We start from the raw sequence: 16,506 nt of genomic DNA on the forward strand, positions 1-16,506 counted from the left end.
AGCCACCACTGGTCCAGCGAACCTCCGTTCTGATGGTGCTCCGCACTACCATCCGGTGGCTACGCCGCCGGTGCTGACGCAAGCCGCTGTGGCACAGCGAAGGCGAGCTGTTCATCGAACGTTCGGCGGTTCTGGAGGCAGTGGAAAATCTGGCCGAGGAGTCGGTTGAAGAGGTTGCGCTGGGCACCTGCGTGCCAGTCTCCGTGATCGCGTCGGCGGCGGTAGTGGGCGCCGGCTCCGGGCGAGGCGGTGAGGGCGGAGAAGGACCAGAGGAATCCGGCGTGCATGAGCCGGTTGTTCTTGACCATGCGCCGGCCGACGTAGCTCTTCTTGCCGGAGGCCCGGGTGATGGGCGCGGAGCCGGCGTAGGCCTTGAGGCCGCGGGCGTCGGCGAAGCGGGTCCGGTCGTCGCCGATCTCCGCCAGGACCCGGGCGGCGAGCTGGACGCCGAGGCCGGGAAAGCTCAGATATATCTCAGCATCGGGATGCTCGCGGAAGGCGGCCTCGACCGCCTCGGCGAGGTCGTCTCCAGCCTGGCAGGCCGCGTCGAACTGCTTCAGCAGAGCGGCCAACTGGTGGCCGAAGGCGTCCTCGACCGCTTCAGGGTGGCGAGCACGCTCGGCCCGGAACAGCTCACGGAGGCGCTCGGCCTCGGCGTCGATGCCGCGGCTGCGGCCAGCACGCTTGAGCGCGGCCCGCAGCTGGGCCGGGGAGAGCTTCGCCGCCCGGGCCGGGGTCGGGGCCGAAGTGAGGACGGCGCGGGCATCTGGCCGGGCCAGGCCGCCGGCCTTGCTCTGGAAGGCTTCGAGGGCGGCGGGGTAGTACTCGCGTAGGAGCGAGCGGATCTGGTTGCCCAGCTGCTGCCGGTTCCAGACGGCGTCCTGTTGGGCGCGGGCCAGTACGGTGACGGCCCGGCCTTGGTCGGAGTCTGCGGGCAGGGGCCGGTGCATGGGCATGTAGGTGCGCAGGATGTTCGCCAGGACCAGGGCGTCGCCCGGATCGGACTTCTTGCGGCTGACGCCGTGGCGGTCGCGGTAGCGGGCGGCGGCCAGCGGGTTGATCGCGAACACCTGCCGGGCGCCGGTGCGCAGGACGGCCACCAGCAGGCCGTGGCTGGTCTCGATCGCCACCGGGATCGGGTCCCCTTCGGTGTCACCGTGTTCGGCGAGCAGGTCCAGCAGCAGCCGGTAGCCGGCCGCGTCGTCGGTGATCCGGCGCTTGGCCAGCAGCTCGCCGGTGTCGTCGGCCAGGGCGACGTCGTGGTGCGATTCGGCCCAGTCGATACCGCAGAAGATCTTCAACCGACTCTCCCAAGGTTGCCTGTTTTCGCAGGTCACGAGCACATGCGGGTCATGCGGCGCCCTAATCCCAGGACTCTTGGTCCGCCATCTCAGTAGCCGTTCATGACACCAGCGCGTCCCACGGGCCCCCGTCTGTGCCAGAGCTCGAAGGCTCGCGGATCAAGAAGGGGTCCTCCCTGGAACGGGCTCGCGCCATGACCACGGAAACACGATCTTCGGTGGGTTTCGCGGCGGCCCGAAGACGCCGGACAGCGCCGCTCTTCTATACGGACCTCGCAGGTCGGGGTTGTCGTAGGCATCAGCCCGGCGCCCACGCGACCACCACGAAACCCACCAGCACCGCCGCGACGGCGCCGCTCCAGCGCAAGGCCTCAAAGGCCAGGAGCCACCCAAGGCGTCCGTCACACCAGACGGATCCGGAAGCCCAACTCGGGTGATCCGGAACCACCTTCACTACGGATTAGGGTTGTCGGGGTGGTGAGTTCACCCTTGATAGCCACTCACCATGCCACCTGACCTGCAAACTTGCCCGGAAAACGGGCGCAGCGGCCCGGAGAGGCGGCCACCGGTTGGCGCACGGGTTCTCACCACCGGTTGTCGGGCCGGTTAGAACACCCGTTGTCGGATCGTGACCGCAGGGGCGGCCGGTGGTGAGAAATCCGGTGAGAACCGTGGGCTTCCATCCGGTGTCCGCCGCCACCGGGGCGGCAGGTGCTGACGTTGAGGAGTCCGTGATGGCGATGCCGCCCGAGATCGACCACGCCGTGGTCGCCGCGCTGTTCCAGTTCCGGATGGCCACCGCCGAGCAGCTGCGCGTGCTGCACACGCCGGGGGCCGGGCCGGAGCAGATGCGCCGTCGTCTTCGTCGGCTCAAGGACGAGGGCCTGGTCGAGGACGTGGTGCTGTCGCAGGCCGGCTGGCTGCGGGCCTGGTTCCTGACCGAGCACGGCGCGAGGATCGCCGGGACGTTCCCCGAGCTGGAGGGCGTGGCATCGCCGCCGCTGCCCGGGGACAAGAGCGCGGCGCGGCTGCGGCTCGGGCACATCCTGGCCGTGGTCCGCACCCACACCGCGTTCGTGTCCGGCGCCCGGGCGGCGGGGGACGAGTGCGCGCCGCTGGACCTGCGGCCGGAGGTGTACCACCGCTTCGGCGAGGGCCGGGATGGGGCAGTGATCCCCGACGGTCTGCTGCACTACGCGACCGGCGGTCCGGGCCGCACGCTGTACCGGGCGTTCGTGGAGGTCGACCGCGGCACCATGGGCAGCGAGAAGCTCGCCGCCAAGCTGATCGGCTACGCCCGCTTCCACGACCACCACCCGGTCCCGGCGCACCTGCGGCGCACCTCACACGCCCTGGACGTGCTCCCGGCCTGGCAGCAGCACTACGTCGTCTTCCCGCGGCGGCTGTTCGTCCTGGCGGACACCGGCGAGCGGGCCGCCCGCCAGCGCGTCCGCGACCTCCATGCCATCGCCGCCGGCCACCCGCTGGTCGCCCGGATGCTGACGCGGGTGAAGGCCGGCGCCGCCCTGCTGGCCGATCTGGAGCAGCACGGCCCCGGCGCCGCCGTCTGGTCCCCGCTCGCCGACCAGCACCGGGCCCAGTGCGGGGCGTGGGAGCTGTGAGCTCCCGGCCCGCGCCGATGCCGGGCACCTTGATGGGCCGTCAAGGTATCCCGGGCGACCGTCAAATGTCCTGTGACAACGAACCTGGACCGATTGCCACCGAAGTTGGACCGGCAGCCTTTCGTGACAGCGAAGTTGGACCGCTGCGGGTGAGGCCCCGGGACGCGCGCCCAGCAGCAGGGCCAGCCTCCGCCTTGTTGACTGGTCAGGGCCCCCGGCAGTGGACAGGGCGTCAGAGGGTGCTGGCATGCTGAGACCGTGCCGTATCGAGACCACCCTTACGAGTTCAAGATCGAAGTTCTTGACGCCTACGACGCCGCACCGCCTGGCACGAAGAAGGACGTTCTGAAGCGGTACAACCTCCATGCCTCAACGGTGATCAGGTGGCGCAAAGGCGCAAGAGAACGGAGAGCTTCAACGGCCGACCCCCAGGGAGCCGATCCGTTGCATCGCGGTCGGTGGCTGGTGCCCTCGGGAGGCGAAGGAGTACAGGACCCTCAAGCTATGCCGCCGCCACTACTACTGAACTTGATTGAGTGAAGCCGGGCTGTTCTTCTGACGGTGCGGGTCGGGGGCCGGTACCTGTGGACCGTGAGGTACGCGCAGGGTGGCGGCTTGACCGACGCCGAGAGGGCCAGGCGGGAGCGGATCCGGCTGGAGGCGGTCGTCCGTTTCGAGGGCGGGGAGAAGACCAGAGAGATCGCTGCCGCGTTGCGGGTGTCCGAGCGGTCGGTGGAACGCTGGCGGCGGCAGTGGCGTGAGCGCGGCGAGGCCGGTGTCCAGTCGAAGGGGTCACCGGGCAGGTCGAAGCTGAGCGATGCGCAAGTAGCCAGACTGGAGCGCGAGTTGGAGCGTGGACCGCTCTCGCACGGCTGGGAGGACCAGCGCTGGACGCTCGCCCGGATCAAGACGCTCATCGGGCGGATGTTCCACGTCAGCTACACCGTCGAGGGGACCTGGGCGCTGCTCAAGCGGCACGGCTGGTCGTGGCAGCAGCCGACGCGCCGGGCGATCGAGCGGGACGATGCCGCCGTCGAGTTGTGGAAGAAGGAGGTGTGGCCCCGGGTAAAAGCACCGCGGCGGCCCGTGGGGCCTGGCTTGTCTTCGAGGACGAAGCCGGGCAGTCGATGAGGCCGCCGCGCGCCAGGACCTGGGGCAAGGTCGGCCGCACACCGGAGGTGCGGGTGCGCGGGCGGGGAGGCGGCCGGGTCTCCATGGCCGAGCTGAGCTGCTTCAAATCCGGCCGGCGCTCGCGGATGTTCTACAGCTTCCACGTCTACCGAGGCCGCAAGGGCGAGAAGAAGGGCCTGACCTGGCAGGACTTCCGGGACCTGCTCATTCGCACGCACATCCAGCTCGGCGGTCCGATCGTGCTCGTGTGGGACAACCTGCGCGCCCACCTGACGCCGCCGATGCGGCAGTTCATCGAGGCGAGCAAGGACTGGCTGACCGTCTTCCAACTCCCCTCGTACGCACCGGACCTCAACCCGCAGGAAGGCATCTGGTCGCTGGTCAAGCGCACCATCGGCAACCTCGCCGCCGCCAACCTCAATCAACTCGCCCAGGCCGTGAAGCGCAGCCTGAAGAAAATCCAGTACCGACCCTGGCTCATCGACGGCTGCCTCGCCGCGACCGGCCTGATCATGGACGGCTGACCGCCCTCAGGCCGACATCACGAATTCAAGTTCAGCAGCATCGCGGCGGCCCTCATATGCATATGCATCCGGCGACTGTCCAAACGAGATATCTCCTCAGTACAACCGGGGAGGGTCGCCTGCGCCCCATCGGCGGGCACGGGTTCCGGCGACCTGGGCCAGGTAATCAGTGATCCCTCCCGCCCGGCCGCCGGACAGCACGATGCGTCAGCTCCGCGGTCCACCAGTAAACGGATCAAGCCTGTCGCGCGACCTCTGCTGCCTGAGCCGCCAATGGACGAACCGGGGAGACTCACAGCCCCAAGCGAGAGTGATGCCAACAGGACACGGGCTGATCTCAGCCGTGAGCATCTTGTGGAGAAACTCTGCCATGCCCATGCTGTAGACCCGGGGGGCGCCGCCGTTCCTGCCCAGGACGAGAACTGGCCACCTATCAGGGTCATTACCGACCGTCAGCCAGGCGAGGGTATCAGCAGTGGAGGAGCCACCCCAAGCGATGATCTGCTCGGCGGAACGCACCTCGTCAGTGGTCTCGCCGTCCTCCTCAAAGAGCCAGCGCGCCTCCTCCGTCATACCGCGCATGCCAGGTTGCGGAGCATCCGGTGGCATCAGCTCGTCAGGGGCGCCCACGGCGATACATTCCTCGATGCTTCCCTCCCCGTATCTCTTGATGAACTCGACGTAGTCACGCGGGAACCGAAAACCCCACGCGGACTCAACCGCCCCCCAGTCACCGGACTCACCGGCGCCCGGCTGCGGGGGCATGAGTTCCAAGAGCCTGTTGATGTCGAAGTTGTGTGCCATCGATCCCTCTCACTGAAGTCCGAGATTGTACCAGGTCTTGGATTTTGGCCCGTAGAGGGAGTTCGGAACGACCTCGGCCCGCTGGTATCCGGGATTCCCAGCCGCATCCGTCCCAAAAGCCATCATGAAATACGCCGCGGGGACCACCTTACTGTCACCGGCGTATATCGGTTCCACGTTGTAGCGCACGATCTGCTTTTTCTTATCTACCTGCTCGATGACTTCCTTCTCAAAGGCGCGCATGTTGTCCTCGAGCCGGCCGTTGTTAACGCTCCGATAGGAGTTCGCCTGACGTGCACACGTGGAGAGGTTTTTGAGGGTCGTTCCGGATCCGCCGAGCTTGTCCGCAATCAGGTGGCAGGCATTGATCGCGGTTTCTGGCCTGAGCCCTTCGTCATCGGCCAGGTCACGAGCATCCTGGTAGCCAGGTGGATGCTTGCTCGCACTGGTGCCTGTCCCGATGAGCGTGTCGTCGATGCAGGCGTCCGCGGCGGTGGCCCGGTTGCCCCTGGCCGCGTCGAGTTCGCCGTAGTCGATGTAGGGCTTGCCGTTGCGATAGCAGTTTCCGCGATTGTTGCTCGACCGGTCCAGAGGGTTACCGAACCCTTGGGAGGAAAGCGGCCACGGAAGGTCGATAACGATCGGATTCGCGTTCTGATCGACACTCAGCATCGCTAGGAGGTCAGCCGTCGAGTAGGTGGCGGTCAGCCATTTAATAGGGTCCTCGGGCTTGGGAGGCTCCCAGTCGGGTTTGGGAGTGGGCCGCAGGATAGTGGTCCTGTTGGGATCCCAGTCTCGCTTGGGCGGTTCCGCCTTAGGTGCCGGCGGACGAGGTGGCGTCTTGACGTTCCCGCAGTTAACCACGCATTTTCCGGGGCCAGGGCCAGGACCGGGGTTGGGGTTGGGGTTGGGGCCAGGACCAGGACCAGGACCAGGGTTGGGGTTGGGGTTGGGGCCAGGACCAGGACCAGGGTTGGGGCCAGGGATGTCAGTCCCATCCGGCAGTCGAGGGCCTGGACGCCTGCGATTCCGGGCTTCTTGCTTCTCCTCGTAGATCTCGTCGACGATGTGGTAGACGGTTCCGAGGGTAGCGACGCCGGCCGTTGTCGCTGCGGCAGCTGTCGTGGCCGCGCGGACGGCAGCGTTGGAAGCCCCACGAATCGGAAGGAGAATCAGAGTGCCAGTACCGCCGCCCTCAGCCCCGACGAACCTCTGGTGACCATTGGGGTCGGTGCCGCCCAACGGGTCGCCGTTGCCGTAGGTGTAGCGGTTGGCCTGGACGGAGGGGCTGGGGTTGAGCTGCCAGGAGTCGCGGCTGGTGAAGCCTCCGGTTCCGGGGCGGTACCAGCGGGCGGCCATGTTGACGTCGCCGGTGTCGGGGTCGGTCCAGCCGGACTGGTAGCCGAGGCTGGAGCGGGTGCCGGTGGTGGCGGTGGGCTTGCCGAAGGGGTCGTAGGTGGTGGTGCCGGTGACGCTGGTGCCGTCGGCGTTGAGGGTGGCGGTGGCGTCGGTGTGCTGGTCTGTGCGGATACGGACGGTGGTGGTGCTGTTGGCGGCGCCGAGCAGGTTGCCGGCGGCGTCGCGGGCGTAGGTCCAGGTGCCGTCGCCGGTGAGGTTGTTGGATCCGCCGTCGTAGGTGAACTTGGCGGCGTTGCGGCTGGTGACGCGGTCGAGGCCGTCGTAGGTGTAGGTGGTGGTGCCTTCGGTGATCAGGCGGCCGAAGGCGTCGTTGGCGAGGGTGTCCTGCTTGAGGCCGGTGGTGACGGCGGCGAGGGTGCCGCGCGGGGTGTAGCGGTAGGTGCTGGTGCCGTCGGTGAGCAGGCGGTTGCGTTCGTCGTAGCTGGCAGTGGCGGTGCCGTTGGTGGTGCGGTTGCCTGCCGCGTCCCACCCGTACGCGGTGGTGGTTCCGTCGGCGGTCCAGGAGGTGAGGCGGCCGGCCTGGTCGTAGCCGTAGCGGTTGTCCTTGACCGGGTCGGTGGCGCCCCCGCTGACGGTCTTTCGGGTCAGATGGTTGTCGAGGTCGTACTCGTAGGCGGTGCCGGTGAGCGGGGTGGTGGCGGGGTTGCCGGCCAGTGCCTGGTCGCCGGACAGGCGGCCGAGGGCGTCGTAGTTCAGGCGCCGTTCGGAGGTGGACTTGAGGGTGGCGGGGTCGGCCGGGTCCGGGGCGACGCTCCACTGCCGGGTCAGGCGGCCGTCGCCGTCGTAGCCGTACCGGTTCTGGGTCTTGAACTTGGGGTTGTTGGCCCAGTCGAGCCGGCCATCAGCCGTGTAGCCGAAGGCGGTGAGGTCGGTGTCCTTGTCCTGGTGCTTGGTGACGCGGCCGTCGGCGTCGTACTCCCAGGTCTGGGTGGGCACCGTCAGGTCGGTGCCGGCCTTGATGAGCTGGCCGCGGTCGTTGTAGGCGTAGTTCTGGCCGTTGAGCGTCGAGGAGTTGTGCCGGACGAGGTGGCCTGCCTTGTCGTAGGCGAGCTCACGGTCGGTGGTGGCGGCCTCGGCGCCGGTGCCGCTCTCGCGGACCAGGCGGCCGGCGGGGTCGTAGCTGCTGGTACGCACCACGCCACCCGGTTCGGTGCTGCGCACCGCCTGGCCGGCGATGTCGTAGGCGGTGGTCCAGGTGCGGTCGGCCGCGGCGGGGTGCGCGGTGGTGGCGGGTTCGACCGTGGATTCGGGCAGGCCCCACGAGTTGAAGGTGTAGACGGTGGTGTTGCCCTTGCCGTCGGTGAGGCGGGTGCGGTTGCCCGCGGCGTCGTAGCCGAAGGTCGTCACGATGCTCTGGCCGGCGGCGACCGGTTCAGTGAGCTTCACCGAGCGGCCGAGGGGGTCGTACTGGGTGCTGGTGACGGCGCCGGTGGCCGGGCTGGTGGAGGTGAGGGCCCGCCCTTCGAGGTCGAATCCGGCGGTGGTGGTGCGCAGGACGGTGCCGGTGGGGTCGAGGTTGTCGGTGGCGGCGGGGTTGCCGAGGCCGTCGTAGCGGGTGCGGGTGGATTCGCCGAGCGGGGCGATGGCGCGCACCGTGCGGCCGAGGTTGTCGTACTCGGCCTTGCTGACGCGGCCGAGGGGGTCGGTCGCGGTGACGGGCTGGCCGGCGGTGTTGTAGGTGGCGGTGCTGGTGCTGCCGGCCGGGGTGGTGAGGGCGGTCTGGTTTCCGGCGTCGTCCCAGGTGAACTTGGTGGTCAGGTTCTGCGGGGTGGGCTGGCGCTCGATCACGGTGGCGGTGAGGGTGCGGCCGAGCTGGTCGTAGGTGGCTTCGCTGCGGGCGCCGACCGGGTCGGTGGCGGACAGTTGGAGACCGGTGGGGGTGAAGGTGGCGGTCGAGGTGGGCGGGTTGTTGTCGACGGGGGGCTGGAGGCCGCCGAGGGAGTTGGGTTCGACGCGCTGGATCTGGTGGCCGAGGCGGTCGTAGCCGAAGGTCGTACGCCGGCCGGCCGCATCGGTGCTGGCGCTGATGCGGGAGAGCTTGTCGTACTCGACCCGGCTGGTGGCGGTGAGGGCGGTGGTGGAGCCGGGCGGGGTGTAGTCGGGCTGGGTGGCCGAGGTGGTGCGGCCGAGCTGGTCGACGGTGGTACGGGTGATCCGGCCGAGCGGGTCCTTGCCGTTGACGGCCTCGCCAAAGGCGTTGTAGCCGACGGTGGCGGCGGGCCGGACCGGGGTCGCGGCCGCTCCGCCACTTTCGGCCAGGACCTGGGGGGCGAGGGCGGTGGTGCGTCGGCCGAGCACGTCGTACTGGTAGGTGGTGCGGTAGGCCGCGGGGTCGGCCCCGGCAGCGTTGCCGTTCGGTGAGGTGCTGCTGGTGAGCAGGCCGCGCTGGTCGTAGCCGAAGGTGGAGACCGCGGTGGGGCCGCCGGTGGAGGAGGAGAGCTCGGTGCGGGTCAGGCGGCCGGCAATGTCGTAGGTCTTGGCCTGGACGCTGTTCTCGGTGTCGCTGACCTTGAGCGTGCTGGTGGTGACATGGTCGTCGGCGTCGTAGCCGAGGATGGTGGTGCGCTTGAGCCCGTCGGGGTCCAGGACGCTCTGCACGATGCGGCCGGCGCTGTCGACGGTGTTGACGGTGGTGGTGCGACCGCCGCCGGTGGTGCGCTTGATCGGGTAGCCGGCGCCGTCGTACTCGTCGGCTTCCAGGACGACGGCGTGGGTGGTGCCGTCGGCCTGGGTGACGTTGTCCGCTGTGGTGGTCGCGGGGAGGCCGTCGTCGAAGTAGGTGTAGGAAGTGGTGGCGCCCATGGCGTCGGTGACGGAGGCGAGGCGGCCGGCCGGGTCGTAGGCGCGGGATTCGGCGGTGAGGTCGCGGGTGCCCTTGCCGTCGCCGTTCCAGCCTTCGACGACGGTGGTCGCCGGCTGGCTTCGCGGCGTGTAGGTGTAGCGGGTGACCTGCCCGAGCGCATCGGTCACGGTGGCGCGGCGGCCGAGGTTGTCGTAGCCGTAGCGGGTGGTGTTGCCCGCCGGGTCGGTGTCGGTCTCCGGGCGGCCGGCGCTGTCGTAGGTGCTGGTGGCGGTGCGGGAGCCGTCGGTGCCGACGATGTCGGCGGTGGTGGTGCTGGTGGGACGCCCATCGGCGTCCAGGGCGACGGTGGTCCGGGTCTGGTGCTCGGCGCCGGTGACGGCGTCGGTGACCTTCGGGCCGGTCTGGGTGGTCAGGTGCCCGAGGGCGTCGTACGCGTAGGTGGTGGTCACGCCGGCGGGCTGGGCGTCGGAGGTCTCGGTCGCCGAGGTCTTGCGGCCCGCGGTGTCGTACGCGTAGGTGAGAGTGAGGCCGCTGGGCTGGGTCGTGGTGGCGAGGTCGCCGGAGGCCCGGTAGGTGTAGGTGGTGACGGCGCCGCCTGCGGTGGTCTCGGCGGCGAGCAGGCCCGGCGGGGTGGTGCCGCCGCCGACCGCCGGTTCGGTGCCGGTGGTGTAGGCGGCGCGGGTGGTGCGGCCGTCGGGGCGGGTCGTGGTCTCGGGCAGACCGAGGGCGTTGTAGGTGACGCTGGTGCGGTAGGTGTTGTCGGCGGGGCCGGCGGAGCGGGCGTCGCGGGTCTCGGTCGGCTTGTCGTTGCGCGGGTCGCGCGGGTTGTCCTTGTTGGAGAAGTAGCTGGTGTACGACGTCCAGCAGGAGTTGACGTCCCGGCAGGTGGTGAGCGAGAGGGTGTTGCCGCGTTCGTCCTGGCCGCTGACGGTGGAGTGGCCGTTCGGGTCGGTGACGGTGTGGACGAACCCGCCGGTGTCGTAGGAGTAGCTGGTGGTCCCGCCCGCCTCGTCGGTGCGCGATATCAGGCGGCCGCCGCGGGTGAGGTCGTGGATCTCGGTGGACACGTTGCCGGCCGGGTCGGTCAGGGTGACGCGGGACGCGAGTTCGGCCGACGACGAGCTGGTGCGGGCCTGGTAGTGCGCGGCCACCCGCTCCGCGGTCAGCGGGTGCTGGTAGAGCGCGACCTCGTCGATCTGGCCGTCCAGCCAGGACCAACCGCCGTTGCCGCCCGGCCAGGAACCGACGTAGCCACCACCGAGGTAGGTGCGGTTCATGTTCAGGTGGTCGACCGTGCCGGTCGCGGTGCCGACCAGGGTGCCGTCCAGGTAGAGGGACTGGACGCCCTGCCCCGCGCTGATCACCGCGTGGTGCCAGGAACCGTCGGTGACCGGGCCGCCGGAGGCGATCGGGCCGCCGTCGATGCCGTTGAACGCGCCGCGCAGCTTGCCGTCGGAGCCGACGTACAGCACGGGGGTCGTGTTGTACGGCGCGGCGCCCATCGGTTCGCTCTGCACGTTCAGCAGGACTCCTGCCTGGCCTGTGCGGAACCAGAGTTCGGCGGCGAGGTCGGTCGTGGTCTGCAGGATCGGGGTCGGCAGGTCGACGTAGGAGGCGGCGGTGCCGTTGAACTCGGCGGCGTGGCCGTCGCCGGGGCCGAACACCCCGGTGTTACCGGGCTTGGCGGCCGGTGCGTAGGTGCCGTTGCCCTTGGTCGCGGCGACCTCGCTGGCGGCAGTGGTGCCGCCGGTCTCGTCCAGGCGCCAGAGGCCGGCGGGCGCGTCGGCGACGACCGAGCCGCGGTAGCCGATGCCCTGACCGGCGACCTGGGCGCTGCGGGCGCGGTAGTGGGCGACGACGTCGGCGTCGCTGAGCGGGTGCTGGTAGACGGCGACCTCGTCCATGGTGCCCATGAAGTGGCTGACGTCGCCGGGGGCGGCAGGCCACATCGCGGCGAAGCCGGCGCCGAGGTAGGTGTGGGTGTTGGCCTGGTGGTTGACGGCGCCGTCCTGGACGCCGACGACCTGGCCGTCGAGGTACAGGGTCTGCTTGCTGCCCTGCGCGGACAGCACCACGTGGTGCCAGGCGTTGTCCGACACCTGCTTCTGCGACACGGTGCTGGTCGTCGAGCCGTAGAAGCGGCCGCGCAGCAGCCCGTCGTCACCGACGTAGAGGACCGGGGTCCAGGTGCCGCCGACGCCGGCCGGGTCGTCGAGGGCGCGGCTCTGGTCGCCCAGGATCACGCCGGCGCGGTCGGTGTTGAACCAGAGTTCGACGGCGAGGTCGGTCCTGGCGTGCAGGACGTCCTGCGGGATCTCGATCTGTGAGGCGGGGCCGGCGTCGAAGTGGACGGCGGTGTCGTCGGTGGGGGCGAACACGCCGGGGGCCTTCTTGGTGATGCCGTCGCCGAAGGTGCCGGTCAGACCGGTGCCGGTCTCGCTGGCGGCCAGGGCCCCGTCGCGTTCGCCGAGCCGCCAGTAGGCGGCCGGGCCGGAGGCCTTGACGGCGTTGGTGTAGAGGAAGGAACCGCCGGTGAACGTCGGGTCGGAGAGCTTCCAGTCGGCTCCGGACGCGTCGCTCACCTTGGTGACCCGCTCGGTCACCTGGTCGTACGTCACCTGGGCGCTGGTGCGGCCGGTGGGCAGGACGGCCTTGGTCAGCTGCGGGCTGCCGCCGCGCAGGGCGTAGTGCTCGGCGACGCTCTGGTCGGTGAGCGGGTAGTCGTAGACCGCGGCCTCGTCGATCTGGCCGTTGAACCACGACCAGCCGCCGTTGCCACCCGGCCAGCTGCCGGTGTAGCCGCCGCCGAGGTAGGCGCGGTCCATGTTCAGATGGTTGATGTCACCGGCGGTGGTACCGACCTTGACGCCGTCGAGGAAGAGGGCGGTGTTGTCGCGGGCAGCGGAGAGCACGGCGTGGTGCCACGTGTTGTCGGTGACCGCGCCGGGGGTGGTGACGGGTTCGCCGGGGCTGTTGAACTTGCCGCGCAGCTTGCCGTCCGAGCCGACGTAGAGCGCGGGGACGACGTTGTACGGGTCCTCACCCATGGCGCGGTTCTGGTAGCTGAGGATCACCCCGGGCGCCGCAGTGCGGAACCAGAGCTCGACCGTGCGGTTGACGGAGGCACTGACGCTCTTGTTGGGGAGTTCGACGTAGGAGGTGGACCGGCCGTTGAAGGTGACGGCGGTGTCGCCGCCGGTACCGAGCGCGCCCGGCGCACCCCAGGCGATGTCCTGGGCGTCGCCGGGTGCCCGGTCGCTGACCAGGGCATCGTTGGCGGCGGTGGTGCCGGTGCTCTCCCCCAGACGCCAGTATCCGGACGCGCCGGCGTCGCGGACGGCGGTGCGGTAGCGGGAGCCGGTGCCGTACTCGTAGACGGTGCAGCCCTTGTCCGCGGTCAGCGCGACACCGGGCGGGCAGACCTTGGTCAGCTGGTCGCCGGTGTACTGGTACCACCAGCTGCCGGTGATGCCGGACGCGGTGACGGAGGTGACGTGGTTGCCCGTCCATGCGAGGTTCAGGTAACGGCCCGAAGCGGTGTCCTTGACCTGGGCCGGCCTGCCGTCGGCGTAGACGAGCTCCTGGGTGTGCCCCGCGCTGTCGGTGATCCTGCTGAGACGGCCGTCGGCGTCGAAGGTGTGGACCTTGCCGCCGCGGTCGGTCAGCGTCCACCCGCCGCCGTCCACCTTGGCCAGGTCCGCCGCCATTCCCGAACCGGCGACGTACGCGTTCTTGCCCGGGTCCCAGCCGAACCGGGCACGCGAGCCGTTGGACGCGGTGAGCAGCACGTTGCCGGGCAGGGCGAGCCAGCTGCTCGACTCGACCTGGATGCGCATGTCCCAGGGCGTGCTCCAGCCGGCGCCGAAAGCGCCGTCGGTCCGCGGGTCCAGCGAGTTGTAGCTGCGGGTCACCGACAGCTCGGGCCCCACGGTGGGCAGGGAGGCGTCGGTCGCGGCGGTGGTGTAGTTGCCGGCGGCGGTGTTGATGCTGCGCCCGGCGTCGGCGCCGGTGGTGTACTGGGTGGGCTGAGGGAGGATGGTGCGGATGTAGGAGGGCTGCGACCAGTCGCTCTCGGCCAGGCCGTCGCCGGTCTTGGCGTACCAGGCGTACTGCTCGTTCCAGCTCAGCCAGCCGGTCGGTACGGCGAAGCGGGACTGCCGGTACAGGCCTCCGCTGTCGCGGCAGTCGACCCTCGGGTCGCTGCCGACCACCCGGCACACCGCGAACCTGTAGTCGAGTTCGGGGTTCGGTGCACGGTCGGGGTCCTGGCCCTCGGCGGTCAGGGTCGGCTGCAGCTGGTAGACGACTGCGTTCGACGGCGGTGCGAGGCCGGTCAGGTGGGGCGGGACGTTGATGGAGGAGAGCTCGATCGTGACCGGTGGCACGTAGGCGTCGAGCCAGAAGTTGCTGTGCATGAAGTCGTCCATCGTGAACGCGACGAAGTACGCGCCCTGCGGCAGCGTGCGGATGTGCGCGTCGACGACTGCGGACTCGCCCGGCGCCACGTCGTGCGGCATGGGAGTCCAGGCGATGTTGCTGCCGTAGTCGGTGATCTCGTTGTGCCACTGGTCGAACAGCTGGTACGACATCTTGTAGCTGTTGGTCGGCGTCCACGTCTCCATGCCGCGGTTCCACACCCGCAGCTTGACGATGCCCTCCTGGGTGGCGGTGACGGGCTGGATCAGGCCCCAGTTCTCGTAGTCCGCGCCGTACTTGGACCAGGTGACGTCAAGGGTCGGCTGGCCACCGTCGTTGTCGTCGCTGCCGAACTCCTTCCACGCCAGGGAGTCCCACAGGTCGGCCTTGATCGCCAGCCCGTAGTTGGGCGTCCAGTGGTGCGTCCAGGCGTTCACGAGGTTGCGGCCGTCGGCGCCCAGGTCGATCGATTCCCAGGCCTGTCCGCACACCCAGTTGCCCGAGTTCTTGTTGGGACGCCAACCGTGCGCGAAGGACGGAGCCGCCAGCGCCGGGCCGGTGGAGGGACCCGGCAGGAGACGGGTCGCGGCCGTGCCCTCCTGCCAGTCCTGGGTGATCGGGTGGATGCTCACCGTCCGGGGCGTGCAGCTCGCGGACCAGGCGTCGAACAGCGACAGGCGGGCACCGAGCACCGTGGCGTTGGACAGGGAGTTCTCGATGCCGTTGAAGCGGATGAACGAGGACGCCTGGTGCTTGCCGGCGTCGTAGGTGCCGACCTTGAGGATGCCGTCACCGGAGAAGTCCAGGTTGTACGGCGACTCGGCGTAGGTGCCGTCCACGGCCTTCACCGAAGACAAGGAAGGGTCGACCTTGACCGGGTACACCCGCTCCGGTGCGTGCAGCCAGACCTCGTCCAGCCTCACCTTCAGTGCCTGGCCACCGTCGAGCGATACCAGCTCGTAGGAGACACCGCCGGAGACCGCGCCCTCGCCGCTGTTCGGCGCCGACGCGGAGTCCTCCATCCAGCCGGCCGGCATCCGGCCGCGCACCGCGCCCGAGCCGTCAGTGAACACCACCGCACCGTCCGCGTTCAGCGACGCGGTCACGCCCTGCAGGCGCAGCGGGAACACCCACTCCGTCGGCGCGGAGGCGGCCTTGAGAGTCAGGATCTCCTTGAACGAGGAACTGCCCGCGACCATACTCACGTCCGCCTGCGGGCGTGCGTCGGGGTAGGTGATGGTGGACCCCTTGGCGGCGCCCTGGGCGGCCGTCGCGCCCTGGAGTGCGTAGCCGACCGAGACACCGTCACCCAGCTGGAGCCGGACCAGAGGATCTGCGTTCGCGGTCACGGCGAGCTTCAGCTCCCGCTCCCCCGAAGTGGTGGTCCAACCGTCCTGGGTGGGAGCAGCACGCCCCGCCGAGGCCTTGCCGGCGGGAATCAGCGTGGAGTCAACCGCTGCCCAGGAGCCGTCCGACCGACGGAAGTTGACCGGCTGCGGGTAGCTGCGGGTGGTGAAGGTGCCGTCCGTGTTCTGGAAGGTGCGTTGCTGTGCGGTGCGCTGTTGCGGGAGTTCCTTGCTCGTTGCCGGGTCGAAGCTCTTCGCCGGGTCCACGTTCTTCGCCGGACCGGTGGCCGTGGCCTGCGGGCGCGGCGGCGTGTCGACGACCTTCGCCTCGGTCTTGGGAAGCTTGGCCTGCGGCGAAGTCGCCGACGCGGACGGCTGCGCGCCGGTCTGCTGGTCCTCCGGAAGTTCACCCGGGGCCGGTGCGGCGCCGGGCTTGCCGCCCTCCGCCCGGGCTGCGGTGGCGCCGGACGTGACGTCATGAGTTCGACCGCCGGCGGTGTCCTGACCCTGCTTGGGGAGCGGACCGGGATCGGCCGGTGCCTCGGCCGCCTGCCGGGCGGCGAGGGCCTCCAACGCGGACGCTCCATCAGCGGTACCGAGGACAGCCAGGACCATGGCCAGGGTGACAGCAAGGGAACGACGAGCCGCGAACACCAGTAAACCCCATCGGGCAGACACCGAAGAATCCCGGAACATCTATCCGACGTGCGTCGCCTGGACAAAGGGTTACCGGCGGGTTCGTGGCCAAGATCACGAGACAAACCGTCAGAGATCCGGATACGTCCTGACGCCCATTGGAGAAAGCGCTACCGGGCACCGTCTGAGGCAGCATCCGAAGCGGCAGGACGGCAGCGATCACCCCAGGCCAGGGTGCCTGGGCCGACCAACGATGCAGGCGCCGCGGAAAGCCGGGACCATTCGACCGATAATCAGCGCGGATCGATGAACAACGACACGAGGGAAAGCCAGCCCAACCTCGTCACAATGTGATGACGACTCACCGGCTCTTCTGGTTCCCGACCGTTTTCACGGACAGGAAACGCCGCGCCACCGGCGAACCCTCCCTACGCCACGGCCACCCGATGCCGGTGAACTACACCTCTCCGTCACCGACGCCCACTGGACGCTGTCCACCCACGC

Annotated in this window: 6 protein-coding genes; 3 read left to right on the plus strand and 3 right to left on the minus strand. The window is 69.5% G+C overall.

The genetic code is table 11. The annotated features are described in order from the left end of the window. Positions 1-59: 59 nt before the first annotated feature. Positions 60-1,343, minus strand: a complete 1,284-nt coding sequence (locus tag OH807_RS00260; RefSeq protein WP_406192087.1) for an IS110 family transposase — start codon at positions 1,341-1,343, stop codon at positions 60-62. A gap of 692 nt (positions 1,344-2,035) precedes the next feature. On the opposite strand from OH807_RS00260, the gene OH807_RS00265 reads away from it, so the two are divergent. The 3 genes from OH807_RS00265 (at position 2,036) to OH807_RS00275 (ending at position 4,578) form a co-directional block, all read left to right on the plus strand. Continuing rightward, the gene (locus OH807_RS00265) at positions 2,036-2,923 is read left to right on the plus strand and encodes a replication-relaxation family protein (protein ID WP_406192090.1); all 888 of its coding nucleotides are present in this window, start codon (positions 2,036-2,038) and stop codon (positions 2,921-2,923) included. Positions 2,924-3,514: 591 nt separating this feature from the next. Continuing rightward, on the plus strand, positions 3,515-4,054 hold the full coding sequence (locus OH807_RS00270; RefSeq protein WP_406192093.1) for a winged helix-turn-helix domain-containing protein: 540 nt from the start codon (positions 3,515-3,517) through the stop codon (positions 4,052-4,054). Then, the gene (locus tag OH807_RS00275; RefSeq protein WP_406192096.1) at positions 4,051-4,578 is read left to right on the plus strand and encodes a transposase; all 528 of its coding nucleotides are present in this window, start codon (positions 4,051-4,053) and stop codon (positions 4,576-4,578) included. The genes OH807_RS00270 and OH807_RS00275 overlap by 4 nt, the downstream gene beginning before the upstream one ends. A gap of 207 nt (positions 4,579-4,785) precedes the next feature. Here OH807_RS00275 and OH807_RS00280 read toward each other — a convergent pair whose 3' ends face one another. Both OH807_RS00280 and OH807_RS00285 read right to left on the minus strand, forming a co-directional pair. Continuing rightward, the gene (locus OH807_RS00280; protein WP_406192099.1) at positions 4,786-5,382 is read right to left on the minus strand and encodes an SMI1/KNR4 family protein; all 597 of its coding nucleotides are present in this window, start codon (positions 5,380-5,382) and stop codon (positions 4,786-4,788) included. Between the two features lie 9 nt (positions 5,383-5,391). After that, entirely contained in the window at positions 5,392-15,981 is a 10,590-nt protein-coding gene (locus OH807_RS00285) for a LamG-like jellyroll fold domain-containing protein (RefSeq protein ID WP_406192102.1), read from the minus strand. Positions 15,982-16,506 lie beyond the last annotated feature (525 nt).

The sequence above is a fragment of the Kitasatospora sp. NBC_01560 genome, from assembly GCF_045208415.1.
Lineage (GTDB): Bacteria > Actinomycetota > Actinomycetes > Streptomycetales > Streptomycetaceae > Kitasatospora.

Coding starts and splice junctions, on each gene's coding strand:
- OH807_RS00265 (WP_406192090.1), top strand. CDS start 2,036: ATGGCGATGCCGCCCGAGATCGACCACGCCGTGGTCGCCGCGCTGTTC.
- OH807_RS00275 (WP_406192096.1), top strand. CDS start 4,051: ATGAGGCCGCCGCGCGCCAGGACCTGGGGCAAGGTCGGCCGCACACCG.
- OH807_RS00280 (WP_406192099.1), bottom strand. CDS start 5,382: ATGGCACACAACTTCGACATCAACAGGCTCTTGGAACTCATGCCCCCG.
- OH807_RS00285 (WP_406192102.1), bottom strand. CDS start 15,981: ATGGTCCTGGCTGTCCTCGGTACCGCTGATGGAGCGTCCGCGTTGGAG.